Source organism: Bradyrhizobium ingae, assembly GCF_055791185.1.
Window position 1 is genome coordinate 52,904 of sequence record NZ_JBVUBB010000031.1, and the last position, 18,448, is coordinate 71,351.

16 protein-coding genes are annotated in these 18,448 nt (G+C 64.6%); 6 read left to right on the forward strand and 10 right to left on the reverse strand.

Going from position 1 to position 18,448, the window contains the following annotated elements:
• Positions 1-90: 90 nt before the first annotated feature.
• The 3 genes from rsmG to ACV1FX_RS31675 all read left to right on the forward strand — a co-directional run bounded on the left by rsmG (position 91) and on the right by ACV1FX_RS31675 (position 2,677).
• Entirely contained in the window at positions 91-747 is a 657-nt protein-coding gene (gene rsmG / locus ACV1FX_RS31665) for a 16S rRNA (guanine(527)-N(7))-methyltransferase RsmG (RefSeq protein WP_473121511.1), read from the forward strand.
• 32 nt (positions 748-779) lie between these two features.
• Positions 780-1,634: a ParA family protein gene (locus ACV1FX_RS31670; RefSeq protein ID WP_473121465.1), complete on the forward strand. Its 855-nt coding sequence runs from the start codon at positions 780-782 to the stop codon at positions 1,632-1,634.
• A gap of 155 nt (positions 1,635-1,789) precedes the next feature.
• Positions 1,790-2,677 carry a ParB/RepB/Spo0J family partition protein gene (locus ACV1FX_RS31675; RefSeq protein WP_473121466.1) on the forward strand — a complete coding sequence of 296 codons (888 nt, stop codon included), beginning with the start codon at positions 1,790-1,792 and terminating at the stop codon, positions 2,675-2,677.
• A 270-nt stretch (positions 2,678-2,947) separates the two neighbouring features.
• Here ACV1FX_RS31675 and holA read toward each other — a convergent pair whose 3' ends face one another.
• From holA to ACV1FX_RS31695, 4 genes are all read right to left on the reverse strand, one after another.
• Positions 2,948-3,976, reverse strand: a complete 1,029-nt coding sequence (gene holA, locus ACV1FX_RS31680; RefSeq protein WP_473121467.1) for a DNA polymerase III subunit delta — start codon at positions 3,974-3,976, stop codon at positions 2,948-2,950.
• A 114-nt stretch (positions 3,977-4,090) separates the two neighbouring features.
• The gene (locus ACV1FX_RS31685) at positions 4,091-4,642 is read right to left on the reverse strand and encodes an LPS assembly lipoprotein LptE (RefSeq protein ID WP_473121468.1); all 552 of its coding nucleotides are present in this window, start codon (positions 4,640-4,642) and stop codon (positions 4,091-4,093) included.
• Entirely contained in the window at positions 4,629-7,253 is a 2,625-nt protein-coding gene (gene leuS, locus ACV1FX_RS31690) for a leucine--tRNA ligase (RefSeq protein WP_473121469.1), read from the reverse strand. Before leuS ends, ACV1FX_RS31685 begins: the two co-directional genes overlap by 14 nt.
• A gap of 113 nt (positions 7,254-7,366) precedes the next feature.
• The gene (locus tag ACV1FX_RS31695; RefSeq protein WP_473121470.1) at positions 7,367-9,064 is read right to left on the reverse strand and encodes a diguanylate cyclase domain-containing protein; all 1,698 of its coding nucleotides are present in this window, start codon (positions 9,062-9,064) and stop codon (positions 7,367-7,369) included.
• A gap of 109 nt (positions 9,065-9,173) precedes the next feature.
• Between ACV1FX_RS31695 and ACV1FX_RS31700 the strand changes: the two genes are divergently transcribed.
• Positions 9,174-9,863 (forward strand): YggS family pyridoxal phosphate-dependent enzyme, encoded by a 690-nt coding sequence (locus ACV1FX_RS31700; RefSeq protein ID WP_473121471.1) that lies wholly within the window; start codon positions 9,174-9,176, stop codon positions 9,861-9,863.
• 145 nt (positions 9,864-10,008) lie between these two features.
• On the opposite strand, the gene ACV1FX_RS31705 is transcribed toward ACV1FX_RS31700, so the two are convergent.
• On the reverse strand, positions 10,009-10,794 hold the full coding sequence (locus tag ACV1FX_RS31705; protein WP_473121472.1) for a 2-keto-4-pentenoate hydratase: 786 nt from the start codon (positions 10,792-10,794) through the stop codon (positions 10,009-10,011).
• Between the two features lie 6 nt (positions 10,795-10,800).
• Positions 10,801-11,361 carry a L,D-transpeptidase family protein gene (locus ACV1FX_RS31710; protein ID WP_473121473.1) on the reverse strand — a complete coding sequence of 187 codons (561 nt, stop codon included), beginning with the start codon at positions 11,359-11,361 and terminating at the stop codon, positions 10,801-10,803.
• 201 nt (positions 11,362-11,562) lie between these two features.
• On the opposite strand from ACV1FX_RS31710, the gene ACV1FX_RS31715 reads away from it, so the two are divergent.
• Together ACV1FX_RS31715 and ACV1FX_RS31720 are read left to right on the forward strand one after the other, a co-directional pair.
• Positions 11,563-12,249, forward strand: coding sequence for a response regulator transcription factor (locus ACV1FX_RS31715; RefSeq protein WP_027525091.1), 687 nt, complete (start codon positions 11,563-11,565; stop codon positions 12,247-12,249).
• 59 nt (positions 12,250-12,308) lie between these two features.
• Positions 12,309-12,752 (forward strand): cyclic nucleotide-binding domain-containing protein, encoded by a 444-nt coding sequence (locus ACV1FX_RS31720; RefSeq protein WP_473121474.1) that lies wholly within the window; start codon positions 12,309-12,311, stop codon positions 12,750-12,752.
• A gap of 64 nt (positions 12,753-12,816) precedes the next feature.
• On the opposite strand, the gene ACV1FX_RS31725 is transcribed toward ACV1FX_RS31720, so the two are convergent.
• The 4 genes from ACV1FX_RS31725 to ACV1FX_RS31740 all read right to left on the reverse strand — a co-directional run bounded on the left by ACV1FX_RS31725 (position 12,817) and on the right by ACV1FX_RS31740 (position 18,381).
• A complete protein-coding gene (locus tag ACV1FX_RS31725; RefSeq protein WP_473121475.1) occupies positions 12,817-13,632 on the reverse strand; it encodes an exodeoxyribonuclease III in 816 nt (271 codons plus the stop codon).
• 124 nt (positions 13,633-13,756) lie between these two features.
• Entirely contained in the window at positions 13,757-14,521 is a 765-nt protein-coding gene (locus ACV1FX_RS31730) for an outer membrane lipoprotein carrier protein LolA (protein ID WP_473121512.1), read from the reverse strand.
• A 163-nt stretch (positions 14,522-14,684) separates the two neighbouring features.
• On the reverse strand, positions 14,685-17,162 hold the full coding sequence (locus tag ACV1FX_RS31735; RefSeq protein ID WP_473121476.1) for a DNA translocase FtsK: 2,478 nt from the start codon (positions 17,160-17,162) through the stop codon (positions 14,685-14,687).
• A 4-nt stretch (positions 17,163-17,166) separates the two neighbouring features.
• Positions 17,167-18,381 (reverse strand): aminotransferase class I/II-fold pyridoxal phosphate-dependent enzyme, encoded by a 1,215-nt coding sequence (locus ACV1FX_RS31740; RefSeq protein WP_473121477.1) that lies wholly within the window; start codon positions 18,379-18,381, stop codon positions 17,167-17,169.
• Between the last annotated feature and the right edge of the window lie 67 nt (positions 18,382-18,448).

An 18,448-nucleotide genomic window follows, 5' to 3' on the forward strand; every position in this document is an offset into this window, starting at 1 on the left:
TTTCACGTGAAACAGCGCGGCCCGGCCAAAGGCAAATCTTCCTTACGGCAATCTGATGCGGGCGAGGGGGCTCGGAAGCCAGCGTCATCGCTGAGCGAGGAAGCGCTGGGCTCAGCGCTCGCCGCGGACAAGGCTGCGGCCCTCAAGCTCGCTCCGGTTTCACGTGAAACGGAGGCACGCCTCGATCTCTACATCGCGCTGCTCCGGGAGTGGCAGGCCAAGACCAATCTGGTCGCGCCCTCAACCTTGCCGCATCTTTGGACCCGCCACATCGCCGATTCGCTCCAGCTCGTTTCACTGGCGCCGGCCGCCAAGCGCTGGGCTGATCTCGGTAGCGGCGGTGGTTTTCCCGGTGTGGTGCTGGCCTGCGTGATGGCCGAGGTGCCGGGCGCCAGCGTCCATCTTGTCGAGCGAATCGCCAAGAAGGCCGCCTTCCTGCGCGAAGCGATCCGCATCACGGGTTCGCCGGGGTTCGTACATCTCGCCGAGATCGGGGATAATGTGGATAGAATCACTGGCCCGGTCGATTGCGTCACCGCGCGCGCGTTGGCTCCGCTACATCAACTCATCGGGTTTGCGGAGCCCCTGGTGCGCAACGGTGCAAAAGCGCTGTTCCTCAAGGGTCAAGATGTAGAGGCTGAATTGACCGAAGCCGCTAAATATTGGACTATTCAGCCTAAGCTCCATCAAAGCCGGACGGGCGACGGTTGGATCGTGGAGCTGGACACTATCCAGCGGCGTGGGTGAGGCCCGGAAACGGGGTCGAGTGGGGAAGTGGCATGACCGTGATTGACGAACCTCAGCAGGAGCAGACCGAGACGGTGCCGCAAGGCCATCCGCGGATCCTTGCGCTCGCGAATCAGAAGGGCGGCGTGGGAAAAACAACCACGGCGATCAATCTTGGCACGGCACTCGCAGCGATTGGTGAGCGCGTTCTCATCGTCGACCTCGATCCGCAGGGCAACGCCTCGACCGGTCTCGGCATCGATCGTCGCAACCGATCCTGCTCGACCTATGACGTGCTCGTCGGTGAAGCTGCCTTGCGCGAAGCGGTGGTCGCAACCGCGGTGCCGCGGGTGCACATCGCGCCCTCGACCATGGACCTCTCCGGCCTCGAGCTTGAGCTCGGCACCACGCCTGGCCGCGCGTTCAAGCTGCGCGATGCCATCGGTGCGCTCAACAACAACGTCTCGCCGGAGGCCGACTACACCTACGTGCTGATCGACTGCCCGCCATCACTCAACCTGCTCACGGTGAATGCGATGGCAGCCTCCGATGCGATCCTCGTGCCGCTGCAATGCGAGTTCTTTGCGCTCGAAGGTCTGTCGCAATTGCTGCAGACGGTCGAGCAGGTGCGCTCGACGCTCAATCCGAATCTGTCGATCCACGGCATCGTGCTGACCATGTTCGACTCGCGCAACAATTTGTCGAACCAGGTCGTCGCCGACGTCCGCCAGTTCATGGGCGAGAAGGTCTACAAGACCATGATCCCGCGCAACGTGCGCATCTCCGAGGCGCCGTCCTACGGCAAGCCGGTGCTGGTCTATGATCTCAAATGTGTCGGCAGCGAAGCCTACCTGCGGCTCGCCACCGAAGTGATCCAGCGCGAGCGCGAGCTGCGCACCACGCATTAGCTGCCGTAGGGTGGGCAAAGCGAAGCATGCCCACCAAAATCGTTCGATTGAAAAGATGGTGGGCACGGCGCGAAGCCTCGCCTTTGCCCACCCTACGATCGAGAATCTGAAATTCAGTTCTGGAGTACTGCCAAGTGAATCCAAGGGAGCTGGCGATGGCCGACGAAGCGCGTTCGCGACTGGGCCGGGGTCTTGCGAGTCTGATCGGTGACGTCGGCGGCGAGGCCGCCCATGTCGAGCGGCCGCGCGCGCAGCGCAAGGTGCCGATCGAATTCATCAAGCCCAATCCGCGCAACCCGCGCCGCACCTTCTCGGAAGTCGAGCTCAAGGAGCTCTCTGATTCCATCAAGCAGCACGGCGTGATCCAGCCGATCGTGGTGCGTCCGGTGAAGGGAGCGCAAGACCGCTACGAGATCATCGCCGGCGAGCGACGCTGGCGTGCCTCGCAGCTCGCTGGCCTGCACGAGGTGCCGATCGTTCCCGTCGACATCAGCGACAGCGACGCGCTGGAATTCGCGATCATCGAGAACGTGCAGCGCGAAGACCTCAACCCGATGGAGGAGGCGCAGGGCTATCACGCGCTCGCCAACGAATATAAGCGCAGCCAGGAAGACATCGCAAAAGTCGTCGGCAAGAGCCGCAGCCACGTCGCCAACATGATGCGGCTGACGAAGCTGCCGGCCGAGGTGCAGGCCTTCATCGCGAGCGGACAGTTGACGGCGGGTCACGCGCGCGCGCTGATCGGCGTGCCCGATCCGCTCGCGGCTGCAAGGCGCATCGTCGAGGAAGGCCTCAACGTGCGTCAGGCCGAAGCGCTCGCGCACGAGGAGGGCGTGCCGGAGCGCAAGCCGCAGAAGGCGCGCACAACCGGGGGCAAGGAAAAAGATCCCGACACGATCGACCTGGAAAAGCGCGTCAGCGATGCGCTCGGCCTCAAGGTCACCGTCAACCACCGCGATCCCGGCGGCTCCGTCCAGATCAACTACCGTAACCTCGATCAGCTCGACGAGGTGATGCGGCGCCTGGCGAAGGGCGCGCTGTAGTCCTCGGTGTCGCCCTGGCGAAAGCCGGGACCCATACCGTGTGATCTATTCATCGCGTGCGCTGCGAATCCCGAACGACCAGTCTTCGCCAAAGACCTCCCTGGGGTAATGGGTCCTGGCTTTCGCCAGGGCGACGTTGGGAGATATTGGCGCACCTCTCACTATCGTCGTTGCGAGCAGCACTTGCGACGAAGCAATCCAGAATTCTTCCGCGGAGGGACTCTGGATTGCTTCGCTGCGCTCGCAATGACGTGTGGAGAGAGCCGGGGCTCAAGCCCGCCGCTTCGCGTTCGCTGCAATCGCCATCAGCGTGCGCTGGGCGATCGCTGCGGCAAGCGCCGGCTGCTTGCGGGTATCGAGCGCGGCGGTTGCGAGCTGCTCGATGACGCCGGCGAGCCGCGCCACGGTGAAATTGCGCAGCGCCGTTTCGACCGCGCCCTTTCGTGAAAAATGCAGCCGCGGATAGCCGCCTTCCAGCACGGCGGAGGCCGGCGCGCCGTCGGCGATGGCGAGCGCGGATTTGTGCAGCCACGCCGCCTGGCGCTGAGCGGCCGAGATGATCATGCCGGGATAGGTGCCGGCGATCATCGCCTTGGCGAACTCGCTTTCGACGATGTCGGGGCGTCCGGCGAAGGCGCCGTCGACGATCGGATCGAGCTTCAGCTCGGAGGCGTCCGCAACGACGGCCATCACGTCGTCGAGTGTGATCTCGCCCTTGCCGTGAGCATAGAGCGTCAGCTTGCGCAACTCGTTGCGCGAGGCCTGGCGATCACCGCCGAGGAACGACATCAGCGCGGCGCGCGCGTCCTGCGCGATGCGCAAGTTCGCAACGCGCAGCTCGTCGTCCATCAGCTTGGCGAGATCGCGCTCGGTGTCGGGATAGCAGCCGATCGCGACCGCCGTCTTGGCGCGCTCGCAGGCCTTGCGCAGCGGCGATTCGGGGCGAAGCTCGCCGGCCTCGATCACGATGCGGCAGTCCTTCACGCTCATCTCGGCCAGCGTGTCGACGCCGCTGGCAAAACTGCGCGAGCCGGCGCGCACGCGGATGGCGCGGCGGCCGCCGAACAGCGGCACGGTCATGGCTTCGTCGACGAGGCGCGAGGGTTCGGCCGAGAGCTCATCGCCGTCGAGCTTGACGAGAGAGAAGGGGTCGTTGGGATCATCGACGGCGGACGCAATCAACGCGTCGGCGCGCTCGCGCACCAGCCCGGCATCGGGGCCGTATAGCAAAATGATGGGGCGGCCCGCATCGGGACGGGCGAGGAAGGCGTCGATCTCTTTTCCGCGCAGCGCGACCATTTCGCCTCGACAACATCATTCCGGGGCGCCTCGTCAGAGGCGAACCCGGAAGTCAGAGATTGTGGATCGAGATTCCGGGTTCACGCTTGGCGCGCTCCGGAATGACGGAAGCGGTTATGTGCCGGCGGTGAAGAACGCGGCGAGGCGGGTCGAGATGTTCTCGGCGACCTCGTTGGCGGCGCGGTCTTCCGCATCGCGAACGGCGCGCTGACGCGCAAAGCGCTGGTAGGAGCCAGGAATATCGTAGGACACGCGCGAGAACGTGGTGCCGGTCATCACCGACTGGTTGGTCGCGTTGTCGATCAGATTATACTGAACGTCGATGCCGTAATTCTCGCTCGTCGGAAGGCCCGTCGCAGCACTGACGATCAGCGAGGACCGGCTTGTCGAGAACCGCAGCACCAGACGGTGTGTCGGCGGCGCGCCGGTCGCCGTTCCGTAAAGCTTGAAGGCGAGGGCGTTGCGGATCTCCACCCCGACCCTGGCCTCGCGCGAGGCATTGGCCTTGTCGACGGGGGGGATTTCCACCCCCATCAACTTGTCCCGCAATCCCGGGGTGCCATCGGTATGCTCGGCATACATCGGCTGGAAGCAGCCGGCCGTCATTGCCGCGAGGGCGGCAACCACCAGCAGGCGGGCTGCGATGCGGAACCTAGCCGACAACATTCACGATCCTCTTGGGGACGATGATCACCTTGCGGACGGGCTTGCCATCCAGGGCCAGTTTTACCGCATCGAGGGCCAAAACGGCAGCCTCGATTTCCGGATTCTGGGCCACTGTTGCAACCGTGACCTCACCCCGCTTCCTGCCGTTGACCTGGACCACCAGGGTCACGGTGTCTTCAACCAGCAAATCGCGTTCGATTTGCGGCCATTGTGCCTCCGAAACGAAGCCGGTCTGGCCCGCTACCCGCCAGCACTCCTCGGCCAGATGCGGCATCATCGGGGAGAAAAGCTGGACCAGGATGGTCCCGGCCTCCCGGATCGCCCAACCGAGGTCGGCGGATGGTTGACCGGGGCGCTGCAGCGTCTCTGACAGGCTATTGGCGAATTCGCGGATATGGGCGAGGCAGACGTTGAAGTGCAGCCGCTCGATTCCGACCGTGACCTTGTCCAGCGCGCCATGGGCCGCCTTGCGCAGGGCGAGCGCATCGGCGCCAAAGCTCAAAGGCCGGGCCGCCGGCGCGGCCTTGGAGGCCTCGGCCGATTCATTCACGAGCCGCCACAGCCGCTGCACGAAGCGCGAGGCGCCCTGCACGCGCTCGTCACTCCAGATCACGTCGCGATCGGGCGGGGAGTCCGACAGCATGAACCAGCGTGCAACGTCAGCGCCGTAGGTCTCGATGATGTCGTCGGGGTCGACGGTGTTCTTCTTCGACTTCGACATCTTCTCGATCGGACCGATCGTGATGTCTTCGCCTGACGTCAGCAGAGTCGCACGGCGGCCGTTGCCGCCGACCTCGATCTTCACCTCGCCCGGCTGCACATAGCTGCCGTCGGCCCTCTGGTAGGTCTCGTGCACCACCATGCCTTGCGTGAACATGCCTGCGAACGGCTCATCCAGCGCGATGTGGCCGGTCGCCTTCATCGCGCGGGTGAAGAAGCGGCTGTAGAGCAGATGCAGGATCGCGTGCTCGACGCCGCCGATATACTGGTCGACCGGCAGCATCCGGTTCGCCACCGCAGGCGTCGTCGGTGAGGCCTCGTTCCAGGGATCGGTGAAGCGCGCAAAGTACCAGGACGAATCCACGAAGGTGTCCATGGTGTCGGTTTCGCGGCTCGCCTTGCCGCCGCATTTCGGGCAATTGACGTGCTTCCAGGTCGGATGATGGTCGAGCGCGTTGCCCGGCCTGTCGAAGGTCGCATCGTCCGGCAGCTTCACCGGCAGGTCTGCATCCGGCACCGGAACGACGTCGCATTTGGGGCAGTGGATGATGGGAATCGGGCAGCCCCAATAGCGCTGGCGCGAGATGCCCCAATCGCGCAGGCGGAAATTCACCTGGCGCTCGCCGACCGGCGCGTTGCCGCGCATCTCGTTTTCCAGGCGTTTTGCGATCTCTTCCTTCGCCGCCTCGATGGTCATGCCATCGAGGAAACGCGAATTGATCATGCGGCCGTCACCGTCATAGGCGGTGTCCGTGATGACGAACGTCTTCGGATCCTGGCCTTCGGGGCACACCACCGGCGTGACGCCGAGATTGTACTTGTTGACGAAGTCGAGGTCGCGCTGGTCGTGTCCCGGGCAGCCGAAGATCGCGCCGGTGCCGTATTCCATCAGCACGAAGTTCGCGACATAGACCGGCAGCTTCCAGGAGGGATCGAACGGATGCACCGCGCGGATGCCGGTATCGAAGCCCTGCTTCTCCGCGGTGTCGATGATCTCCTGCGCGGTGCCGATCTTCTTGATCTCGGCGATGAACTCCGCAAGCTTGGGGTTCTTGGCGGCAGCCGCGATCGCCAGCGGATGATCGGCCGAGATCGCCATGAACTTTGCGCCGAACAGCGTGTCCGGGCGCGTCGTGAAAATCTTCAGCTCGCTCTCGCCGGCAGGCGTCGTTGCCTGATCCAGCGCGAAGCGGATCAAGAGGCCTTCCGAGCGGCCGATCCAGTTGCGCTGCATCAGCCGAACCTTGTCAGGCCAACGGTCCAGCGTATCCAGGGCTGACAGCAGCTCCTGCGAATACTTCGTGATCTTGAAGACCCACTGGTTCATTTCCCGTTGTTCGACAACGGCACCCGAACGCCAGCCGCGGCCGTCGATGACCTGCTCGTTCGCGAGCACGGTCATGTCGACGGGGTCCCAGTTCACCTTGCGCTTCTCGCGCTCGGCGAGGCCTTCGCGCAGGAAGTCCAGAAACATCTTCTGCTGATGCTTGTAGTAGGAGGGATCGCAGGTCGCGATCTCGCGGCTCCAGTCCAGCGACAGCCCGATCGAGCGGAGCTGCTTCTTCATCGCGGCGATGTTGTCGTAGGTCCAGGCTTTCGGCGCGACCTTGCGCTCGATCGCGGCGTTCTCTGCGGGCAGGCCGAAGGCGTCCCAGCCCATCGGGTGCAGCACGTTGAAACCCTTGGCGCGCATGAAGCGGGCCAGCACGTCGCCGAGCGTATAGTTCCGGACGTGGCCGATATGGATGCGCCCGGACGGGTAGGGGAACATCTCGAGCACGTAGTATTTCGGCCGCGAATCGTCATTTCGGGAGACGAAGATCGCCTTTTCGTCCCAGGCGGCTTGCCAGCGCGGTTCGGAATCGCGGGCGTTATAGCGTTCGGAGGTCATGGAATCGTTGCGGTTTTCTAGGGTTCGGCCGTCGTAGGACGGCGGACTAGGCCACAAAAACCGCTGTGGGGTCAACGTCTAAGGCCTTCAAAACGGCCTGAGCGGGGGCCGTTTCAGCCGGCCATCGCCATCTCGGTCGCGCTTTCGCTCTCCTGCACCAAACCGTGCTCGACGACGGTGTTGCGGCCGCGATGTTTGGCGGCGTAGAGCGCGGCATCGGCCGCTTCGATCAGATCGCCCGGGCGCAAGGCTTCGTTGGGCCGCGCCGCGGCGACGCCGATCGAGACCGTGACGATCATGTGGCTCGAGGTGATGTGCGGCAGGCACAGCCGCAGCACCGCGGCACGCACGGTCTCGCCGATCTCGACGGCGCGCGCGAGGTCGGCGTTCGGCAGCAACAGGCAGAATTCCTCGCCGCCATAGCGCGCCGCGAAGCCCATGGTGTCGGCCGCAATCCCCGACAGCGTCTCACCGAGCCTGGTCAGGCAGGAATCGCCCTCGAGATGGCCATAGGTGTCGTTGAAGAGCTTGAAATGGTCGACGTCGATCATCAGCAGCGCGAGGTTGCTGTCGTACTGCTGCGCGCGCATCCATTCGAAATCGAGGCGGCTCTGGAAGCCGCGGCGGTTGGCAAGGCCCGACAGCATGTCGATCGAGGCCATGACCGTAAGTCGGTCGTTGCTTGCGATCAGCTCGCGTTCGCGCTGGCCGAGCTGCGCCGCCATCGCATTGAAGGCGCGGGCGAGCGGCACGAACTCGGCGGGCAGGCGGTTGCGCGCGGCACGCGCCAACAAGTCGCCCTCGCCAAAGCGCTTGGCCATGTCGGCGAGCATCTCGATCGGCTTGATCACGAGCTTCTCGGCCGCGATTAGCGCGCCGAGCAGGACGAACACGACGACGAACGCGAGTTGGAGATAAGCAGTGCGGATGTCGCGGCTGACGGCGGCGGAGACCTTGTCCTCGTCGATGCTGGCGATCAGCCGCGCATTGGTGCCGGCGATGCGGATGTAGCTGACCGCGCGGCGTGAGCCGTCGACGGCCATGAAGGACAGCGAACCCTCGTCCTGGTTCGAGCGCAGCGCCATGTCGGCGATCGCCGACATCAGCGGCAGATTGTCGAGCGGGCGTCCGACCGCACTGGACTGGTCGGCGGGGGCGGCCAGCACCGTGCCGGTGCTGTCGACCAGAACGGCCGAAATGCCGGAACGGCCGCCCAGATTGTTCATGATCTTCGACATCCAGTCGAGGTTCACCGTCGCGAGCACGACGGCGTCAGGGACGCCCGAGAGCGCGGAGACCGGATAGACCGCCATCACGGTCGGCGTCTGCAGCGGCTTTGACAGCAGGAAATCGGACAGCACGAAGCGGCCGGTCTCCTGCGCCTGCTGGAAATAGGGCCGGTCACTCAGGTCGAGGCCGACATACATGTTGTTGGTCGAGCACTGGATGCGGCCGTCCTGGCCGGCGATCAGCAGCGTACGAATCCAGGGCAGGTTGGCCGGCAGGCTCGCGCGCAGCACGTCGCAGCTCTTGCTGACGCCGCCGGCGGAAGCGCGGATGAAGGCTTCCGATTTCAAGATGGTCTCGACCGATGAGATCACCTCGCGCTGTGCGTCCGCGCTGTGCCTCGCGATGGTGGTGAATTCGGTCGTTGCCTGCGCGATCTGCTTGACGCGCGCATCCTCGAGCGAGCGGATGCGCTCCAGCATCAAGGGCACCACCAGAATCACCGCGAGCAATGCAAGCCGGGCCCGGATTCCCAGAACCTGCTTGAGTTTCACGCGTTTGCGGTTGAGACTGATGCTGGCCATTTGTGCTACCCACCCCGCACGCAACATATTCCGAAGGGTTCAAGAAGCCTTGCTTGAACTCGGTAAAATTGGAACTACCTCCGTAGAGACACGGGTCTCGAGCCACGTCATGACAGAAGCCAACACCTCGCCGCTAACCGGGCATTCACCAAATGCACTCGCTGCTGTGGAGCAGGAGATCGCGCGTGCCTGCAAGGACGCGCAGCGCGATCGCGCCGCGGTGACGCTGATCGCGGTGTCGAAGACGTTTGCCGCCGATGCAATCACGCCGGTTATCGCCGCGGGACAGCGCGTATTCGGCGAGAATCGCGTGCAGGAAGCCAAGGCGAAGTGGCCGGCGTTAATTTCGAGTTATTCGGATATCGCGCTGCATCTGATCGGGCCGTTGCAGTCGAACAAGGCGAAAGAGGCGGTCGCGCTGTTCGACGCCATTCATTCGGTCGACCGTCCGAGCATTTGCCAGGCGTTAGCCAAGGAAATCGAATCCCAGAACAGGCACCCGCAGCTCTTCGTCCAGATCAACACCGGCGAGGAGCCGCAGAAGGCCGGCGTCGCTCCTGGCGAGGCCGATGCGTTCATCGCAACCTGCCGCGACAGCTATGGGCTCAACATTTCCGGCCTGATGTGCATCCCACCCGCGAACGAGCCGCCGGCCGCGCATTTTGCGCTCACCGCCAAGATCGCCGCGCGCAACGGATTGAAAAATCTCTCGATGGGCATGAGCGCCGATTTCGCTACCGCCATCATGCTAGGTGCCACGCATATCCGCGTGGGCTCGGCGATCTTCGGGCATCGGTAGGGACCGTCGTCGAAAGCCGTGCCTCACCCGCAGCTCTCAATTTCGTCATTGCGAGCGCAGCGAAGCAATCCAGAATCTTCCGCGGCGATAATCTGGATTGCTTCGTCGCTTCGCTCCTCGCAATGACGGCGGAGAGTGCGGCCGCCTACGCGAATCTTACCGACACCTTCCCCAGCACGCCAAAATCCGCCGCAAGATGATCGCCGGCCTCGATCGGCAGCGGCGGATGGCAGGTGCCTGTGGTCACCACCTGCCCTGCCCCGAGCGTGATCCCGAGCACGCGCAGCTCGTTCGCAAGCCAGGCGAGCGCGACACGGGGGTCGCCGAGCACGTTCCTGCCCTGGCCGACATAGCGCTGGCCGCGCAGCGTGATCTCCGGCCGCTCCTCCACGAGATCTCGCGCGCGCCAATCCACCGTGGTCGGCGCGCCCAGTACGAACAGATGCGCGCAGGCATTGTCGGCGATGAGCTGCGCCTCGCCGGCACCGGCGAAATCGGCAAAGCGCGAATCGGGAATCTCGATCGCGGGATACAGCGTGTCGACCGCTGCAAGCACCTCGTCGACGCTATAGCTTTGGGATCGCGGCGGCAGATCGCGCGCCATGCGAAAGGCGAATTCCGGCTCGCCGACGCGCATCGCGTTGCCCCTCATCGAGGCGGTGCCGCCGTCGGCGATGACGGTGTCGCTCAGGATGCGCCCGGCCATCGGCCCCTCGACGTTGATGTGCTTCTGCCCGGCCTCGCTGGTCGCCGCGATCTTCCAGCCGAACAGCTTGCCGTTCGACGCGGCTTCGAGCGCGGCCTGGATGGCATAGCCCTCAGCGCGCGTCTGGGGACGCACGGCATGTTCGAGCGCCGCAAGCTTGGTGCCGGTGCGCCAGTGATCCGCGAGCACGCGTGAGGCAGCCCGGATCTGGTTCTCGTCGAGCATGGTCCCTCACCCGATGATGATTCTGGTCCTTGGACCGAGACGTCGCAACAATCGCAGCATCGCCGCTTGCGTCATCGAGACGCAACCCGCGGTCGGCCCGAAATTGTCGCGTGCCAGATGCAGGAATACTGCGCTGCCGCGTCCGGCGATGCGTGGCCGCGTATTGTGGTCGATCTCGATGATGAAGTCATAGAGCCGGTCGGCGCGCGTCAGCCGGTCGCCGCCCTGCCCCGCCGCGCGCCGGATCGGCCGGTTGTAATGGCGGTCGCCGGGGTCTTCGCTCCAGGCATCCTCAGGCCGGATGGCGCGGACCGGCAGAAAGGTCTGCGGCCGGCAGTGGCGGTCGCCGCGCCACCAGAGCTGCCGCGGCCGAAAGCTGCCCCTCGGCGTGCCGCCGTCGCCCTCGCGCTTGTTGGCGCGGATGCCGCCACGGCCGAGCGCGACCGGAATCGTCAGCGGTCCGGCGGTCAGCCAGCCCCGCCGCGGATTACCGGCGGACGCCCTCACCCTGATCGTGGAAAGCGGTCTGTTCTTGGTGTAAGCAGTTGAGATAGCTTGATTTTTCATGTGAAGACGCGGTGTCGACTTCATTACAGGACATTCATCGAAAAGCCCTGCTATTCTGCGTTAGAGTAGTTCTGGCTTGAGAATCGGTAACAGCCCACTACTTCAACACGAACAACAATAATAACGGCGACCTCTAACTTACCAATCGCAGCTCTCACGCGGCATGCGCGCGTCGGAGTTCGACTCCAAAAGGATGACCCAATGGCCAATGCCCGCAAGATCCTGATCGTGGATGACGATTCCGATCTGCGCGATACGTTGGTGGAGCAATTATCGCTGCACGAAGAGTTCGAGGCCTCCGCCGTCGATACCGGCGCGAAGGGCGCGAGCGCCGCAAAGGCCAATTCCCCCGATCTCGTGCTGATGGATGTCGGCCTGCCCGACACCGATGGCCGCGAGGTGGTGCGCAGCTTGCGCAAGGGCGGCTTCAAGGCCCCGATCATCATGCTGACCGGGCACGACACGGACTCCGACACGATTCTGGGCCTGGAATCCGGTGCCAACGACTATGTGGCAAAGCCTTTCCGCTTCGCCGTGCTGCTGGCGCGCATCCGCGCCCAGCTGCGTCAGCACGAAGCGAGTGAAGACGCGGTGTTCTCGGTCGGGCCCTACAGCTTCCGCCCGGGCTCGAAAATGCTGACCGCCGCCAACGCCCGCAAGGTGCGGCTGACCGAAAAGGAAACCGCCATCCTGCGCTTCCTCTACCGGGCCGGCCAGATGCCGGTTTCGCGCGAGACGCTGCTCCAGGAGGTCTGGGGTTATAATTCCGGCGTCACTACCCACACGCTGGAGACCCACATCTATCGTCTCCGCCAGAAGATCGAGAAGGACGCCGCCAACCCGGAAATCCTGGTCACGGAAGCCGGTGGCTACAAGCTGGTGCCGTGATACGTTCCGAAGGTCCCGCGAATCGTTTTAGATCGCGGGCCTTTGAGCCACGGACCTGAATGTCAATCGACGATGACGTAGCGCTGCTCGAGCGTGTCCCGACACTGCGCCTGTTGGGAGACGCCTCGCTGCGCATGCTGGCGATTGGCTCCGAGCAGCGCAATTTCGTGCGCGGCGACGTCCTCTTCAAGCAGGGCGACGACGCGGACGCCGGCTTCGTGGTTCAGCGCGGCGCCTTTCGGGTCGAGGACGGCGCCGGTGCCGAGATGATCGCCGGCCCCGGTACCCTGATCGGCGAACTTGCGCTGGTGGTGCCGATGAAGCGTCCCTCGAGCGCAACCGCGCTGGAGCACTCCTCCGTCATCCGCGTCGCCCGCAGCCTGTTTCAGCGCGTGCTGGAGAGCGATCCGGCCGCCGCCCTCCGCCTGCGCGACGAATTCGCGATCCGGTCGAGCCAGATCGCGAGCGATATTCTGGTGGCGGGTTCGAAGCTGAATAACTGACCCGGTCGTCCTGGCGAAAGCTAGGGGTATTGGGCCCTGGCTTTCGCCAGGGCGACGAAGAAGCTCACACCTCCAGCGTCACCGTCACCGGCACGTGGTCCGACGGCCGCTCCCAGCTCCGCGCATCGCGCAAGATCTTGAAATCCTGCACGGCGTCCCTGAGCGCGCGCGAGACCCAGATGTGGTCGAGCCTGCGGCCACGATCGCCGACGGTCCAGTCGGCGGCGCGGTAGCTCCACCACGTATAGACCTTCTCCGACATCGGAATGCGCTCGCGCGCGACGTCGACCCATTCGCCTGCGGAGAGCGCCGCCAGCAGCTTCTCGGTTTCGATCGGCGTGTGCGAGACCACCTTCAGAAGCTGCTTGTGCGACCAGACGTCGTTCTCATGCGGCGCGACGTTGAGATCGCCGACCAGGATGTGGCGATCCTCCCCGCGCGGATGCAGCGGCTCGCAGGCCTTCATCTCGTCGAGGAAGCGAAGCTTGTGGTCGAACTTCTCGTTCAGCGCGGGATCGGGAATGTCGCCGCCTGCGGGAACGTAGAAATTGTGCAGCACCAGCGGCTTTGCGATCTGCGCTTTCTCCCCGAAGGACACGGAAATGTGCCGGGAATCCACCTTGTCGCAGAAGGTGCGGATGTCGGTATTCTCGAACGGAATCTTCGAAACGATGGCGACGCCGTGATAGCCCTTCTGCCCGTTCAGTGCGACGTGCTCATAGCCGAGCCGCTTGAAGCGCTTCAGTGGAAATGCATCGTCGATGCACTTGGTCTCCTGGAGGCACAGCACGTCGGGCCGCGCGCTCTTGAGGAATTTGGCGACGAGATCGATGCGCAGGCGCACCGAATTGATGTTCCAGGTTGTCAGGGAGAGACGCATGAGGGATGCGTCATAGCAAGCTCTCGCAGGGTGGGCAAAGGCGCATAGCGCCGTGCCCACCATCTTCTCTCAATCTCGTAAAAATGGTGGGCACGCTTCGTTGCCCACCCTACGACACAGCGGCTCAACCCGGCGACGGAACGTTGTAGTTGGTGAAGTCGATCTTGAACATGTTGGGATCGAGCTTCTTGGTGCTGTCGAGATTATAGACCGCGAAGGTGGTGTCGTAACCCTGCGGGTCGGTCACCGTCCATTGCTTCAACTGGCCGTCCTTGGCGCCGACCATCAGCAGCAGGCGGCTGGTGCCGATCAGCGCCTGTTTCTCCTCGATGGTGACGCTGATGAAGAGATCGTCCGCGGAGACGCTGACGACGTTGGTGTCCTTCATCAGGTCGATGCGATCCGAGAGCAGGAAGCGCAGCGGCGTCTGCGACAGCGGATAGACGTCTTGCGTCGCGAGCTTGCGGTCGCGCACCACGAGCGAGGATCCGTCGGCGACGATGTCGATCGGATTGGGCGGATCGTATTCGACGCGCATCTTGCCGGGCTTCTGGATGTAGAAGTCGCCTTGCGTCTTGCTGCCGTCGGGTCCGACCTGCACGAAATTGCCGACCAGCGTCTGCAGCGAGGACAGATAGGCGCTGACCCTGGCGGCCTGTGCCTTCTGCTTGTCGTCAAAGGTCTGGAAGATGCTGCTCGGAACGTTGCGGCGCGGATCCGGAATGATCGGATTGGGCGGCGTCTGGGTGGCGCCTGTCGTGCCGGGGCCGCCGCTCATCTGTCCGCCGTCGCGGCCCTTCGGCGCGGGTTTCGGAACGGGCACGGTCTGCGCGAACGACGTCGCGCTGGCGGCAGCCATCGAGGCGGTGATGACGAGCATGCCCGCCAGCCGCGCGCTGCGCGCGGCAAAGGAAGCGGCAAATCGAGTATCTGGATGTCCGGTCAACGCGTCGTCCTGTGTGGCTTGGCGCCCTTTTACCGTGGTTTTGGTCAAAAGCGGATATCGTTTTTGCGTGAAAAACTCATTGTGAGGACCGCTTGAGCGCGGCGCCTCACATGTGGCTGTCCTCTTCCTCGACCAGAATCTCGCGTTTGCCGGCATGATTGGCCGGTCCGACAATACCTTCCAGTTCCATGCGCTCCATCAGCGAAGCGGCGCGGTTGTAGCCGATCTGGAGCCGGCGCTGGATGTAGCTGGTGGAGGCCTTGCGGTCGCGTTTGACGATCGCAACCGCCTGCGAGAACAGGTCGCCGCCGCCCTCCGCACCCATGCCAGTGGCGTCGAAGACCGCGCCGTCTTCGTCCTCGGCGGGCTCTTCCGCAGTGACCGCTTCGAGATATTCCGGCTGTCCCTGCGTCTTGAGGTGACGCACCACCTTCTCGACTTCCTCGTCGGAGGCGAACGGGCCGTGCACGCGGCTGATGCGGCCGCCGCCGGCCATGTAGAGCATGTCGCCCTGGCCGAGCAGTTGCTCGGCGCCCATCTCGCCCAGGATCGTGCGGCTGTCGATCTTGGAGGTGACCTGGAAGGCGATGCGGGTCGGGAAGTTCGCCTTGATCGTGCCGGTGATGACGTCGACCGACGGACGCTGCGTCGCGAGGATCACGTGCAGGCCCGCGGCGCGGGCCATCTGCGCAAGGCGTTGCACCGCGCCTTCGATGTCCTTGCCGGCGACCATCATCAGGTCGGCCATTTCGTCGACGATGATGACGATGTAGGGCAGCGGATCGAGCGCGAGCTTCTCTTCCTCGTAGATCGCCTTGCCGGTCTCCTTGTCGAAGCCGGTGTGCACCGTGCGCGTCAGCTCCTCGCCCTTGCCCTTGGCTTCGAGCAGGCGCGCATTGTAGCCGTCGATGTTGCGCACGCCGAGCTTGGCCATGTTCTTGTAGCGCTCTTCCATCTCGCGCACGGCCCATTTCAGCGCGACCACCGCCTTCTTCGGATCGGTCACGACGGGGGTGAGCAGGTGCGGGATGCCGTCATAGACGGAGAGTTCGAGCATCTTCGGATCGACCATGATCAGCCGGCACTGATCGGGCCGCAGCCTGTAGACCAGGCTGAGGATCATGGTGTTGATGGCGACCGATTTGCCCGAGCCGGTGGTGCCGGCGATCAGCATGTGCGGCGTGCGTGCCAGGTCGATGATGACGGGATCGCCGCCGATGGTCTTGCCGAGGCAGAGCGGCAGTTTTGCCACCGTCTCGGTCGCCTCCTTCGCCACCAGCAGTTCGCGCAGATAAACCTTTTCGCGATGCGCGTTCGGCAGCTCGATGCCGATGGCGTTGCGACCGGGCACCACGGCGACGCGCGCCGACAGCGCGCTCATGGAACGCGCGATGTCGTCGGCAAGGCCGATCACGCGCGACGACTTGATGCCGGGCGCCGGCTCGAGCTCGTATAGCGTGACGACCGGACCCGGATTGGCTTTGACGATCTCGCCGCGCACGCCAAAGTCTCCGAGCACACCTTCGAGCGAACGCGAATTGGTTTCCAGCTCGGCCTTGCTGAGCGGCTGCCGGTCGCCGGCCTTTGGCGCGGCCAGCATGGAGACGGACGGAAGGTCGAACTTGTCGGAGGATTTCTTGGCAGCGGCCTTCGGTGCAGCCTTCTTGCGCGGCGCGCGGGCGGCCGGAGCCTCCTCCTCTTCGTCTTCCTCTTCCTCTTCCTCGTTCTCCTCCTGCTCCTCGTAATCCTCGTCCTCGGCGTGCGGAGAAATTGAGGGCGCTGCGCGGCCACCGAGACTGGGCTCCTGGCGATCGAAGGCCGCGGTGCGCGGCTTCGATCCGCTCGAGACAAGCGAGCGATAGGCAGCACCACACAGCCAGACGATCCGCGCCTTCGTGCTCATCAGCGCATGGAACAGCCAGCCGAGTGATACCGAGCCGCGATCCTCTTCTTCCTCGAACGGGGTGTCGTCGTCCTCGATCGGCGTCAGCTCGTCGTCGTCACGCTCGCGCGCCCCGAGGCCGCAGGCGATCAGGAACGTCACGGCCATCGCGACGAACAGGATCGTCCCGAACACCAGGCGATAGATGGCGCCCGCCGGTCCGAAGATCACGGCCGGTGCGCGCACCAGCGCGTCGCCGACGACGCCGCCGAGCCCGGTCGGCAGCGGCCATGCGCCGCCATGCGGCCAGCAGCTCGCAAAACCCGCCGCGATCACCGTGCACAGAATCCAGCAGCCGAGCCGCAGCGCCTCGCGATCGAACGGGCGGTGGGTCATCATGCGCCAGCCCCACACCGCGACGGTGAGGATCAGCATGATCGCGCCGAGACCGAGAATCTGCATCGCAAGGTCGGCGCCGATCGCGCCGGCATAGCCGAGGATGTTGCGGATCGGCCGCGAGGTGGCGTGGCTCAGGCTCGGGTCCTGCACCGACCAGGTCATCAGCGCGGTCGCGGCGACGCCTGCCAGCGCGATCAGGCCGAGACCGGTCAGCTCGCGCACGCGGCGCGTCAGCGCGTCACGGATCGACGGCGGCAGGTGTCCGACCAGTGGGATGACACGTTCGATTGCCGACATGCTCATCCGCCTAACCCAACGTCGTGACCAGCCGGTGCAGCGCTTCGGCGGTGATCTCGCCGTTCTGCACCAGCGCGAGGCGAATGAAGCCTGCGCCCGGATTGAACCCGTCCGGCTGGAGCCGCGCCAGGTAGCTGCCCGGCACGACGCGCACGCCGGCTTCCTTGTAGAGTTTCAGGGCCACCGTTTCGTCGTCGCCGAGCGGCGAGGTGTCGAGCCAGACGCAGAAGCCGCCCTCGGGCCGGCGATAGCCATAGCGATTGCCGAGGATCTGGTCGGCGAGATCGAACTTGATGCGATAGAGCCTGCGGTTCTCCTCGACATGCGCCTCGTCGCCATAGGCGACGGTGGCGACATGCTGGAGCGGCACCGGCACCTGCGGCGCGGCTACGCTGCGCAGTTCGAGAAACAGGCTCAGGAATTTGCGGTCGCCGGCGGCGAAGCCGACGCGCAGGCCCGGCAGGTTCGAGCGCTTGGAGAGCGACTGGAAGGCGACCACGCGGGTGAAGTCGGGGCCGGCATATTCGAGCGCGCTGCCCGGCGCTTCACGCGTATAGATCTCCGAGTAGCACTCGTCGCTCAGGATGACGAAGCCATAGTGGTCGGCGAGACTCTTCAGGCGGGTGAAGTATGCGCGCGAGGCGACCGAGCCCTGCGGATTGGCGGGGGAAGCAATGTAGAAGGCCACGGTGCGCGCCAGCGTCGCCTCGTCGATCGCCTCGAGATCGGGCAGGAAACCGTTCTCGACCGTCGTCGGCAGATAGACCAGCTCGCAAGCCGCTGCGCGCGCGCCGGCGCCGTAGACCGGGTAGAACGGATTCGGCATCAGGATCGCCGGCTTGCCGGGGCGTGGGCCGACATAGCGCGCGGCCGTGATCGCCGCGAAGAACAGCCCTTCGCGGCTGCCGTTGAGAACGAGGACCTCCTTCTCGGGATCGATCGGGCGCGGCAGGTTGAAGCGATTGCCAAGCCAGCTTGCAGCGGCTTTCCGGAACGGCTCGATGCCATTGTTCAGTGGATAGCGGCCGAAATCGGCAATGTGCTTTGCCAGCACCGGTCCGACGAAGTCGGGTACCGGATGCTGCGGTTCGCCAACCGCAAGCGTAATCAAGGACTTGCCCGGCTGGTGCGGAGCCAGCAGCTCGTTCAGCCGGACAAACGGCGAGCGTTCGGTATCAGAGCTTCCACTGCCCTGCGGCGCACGGGATGAAGCGGTCGTAGCCATACGTTGGGGCGCCAGCACTCTTGGAACTGCCGGTTGCAGGTCGCACCGGCCGGAAGCGTTTCAGTCC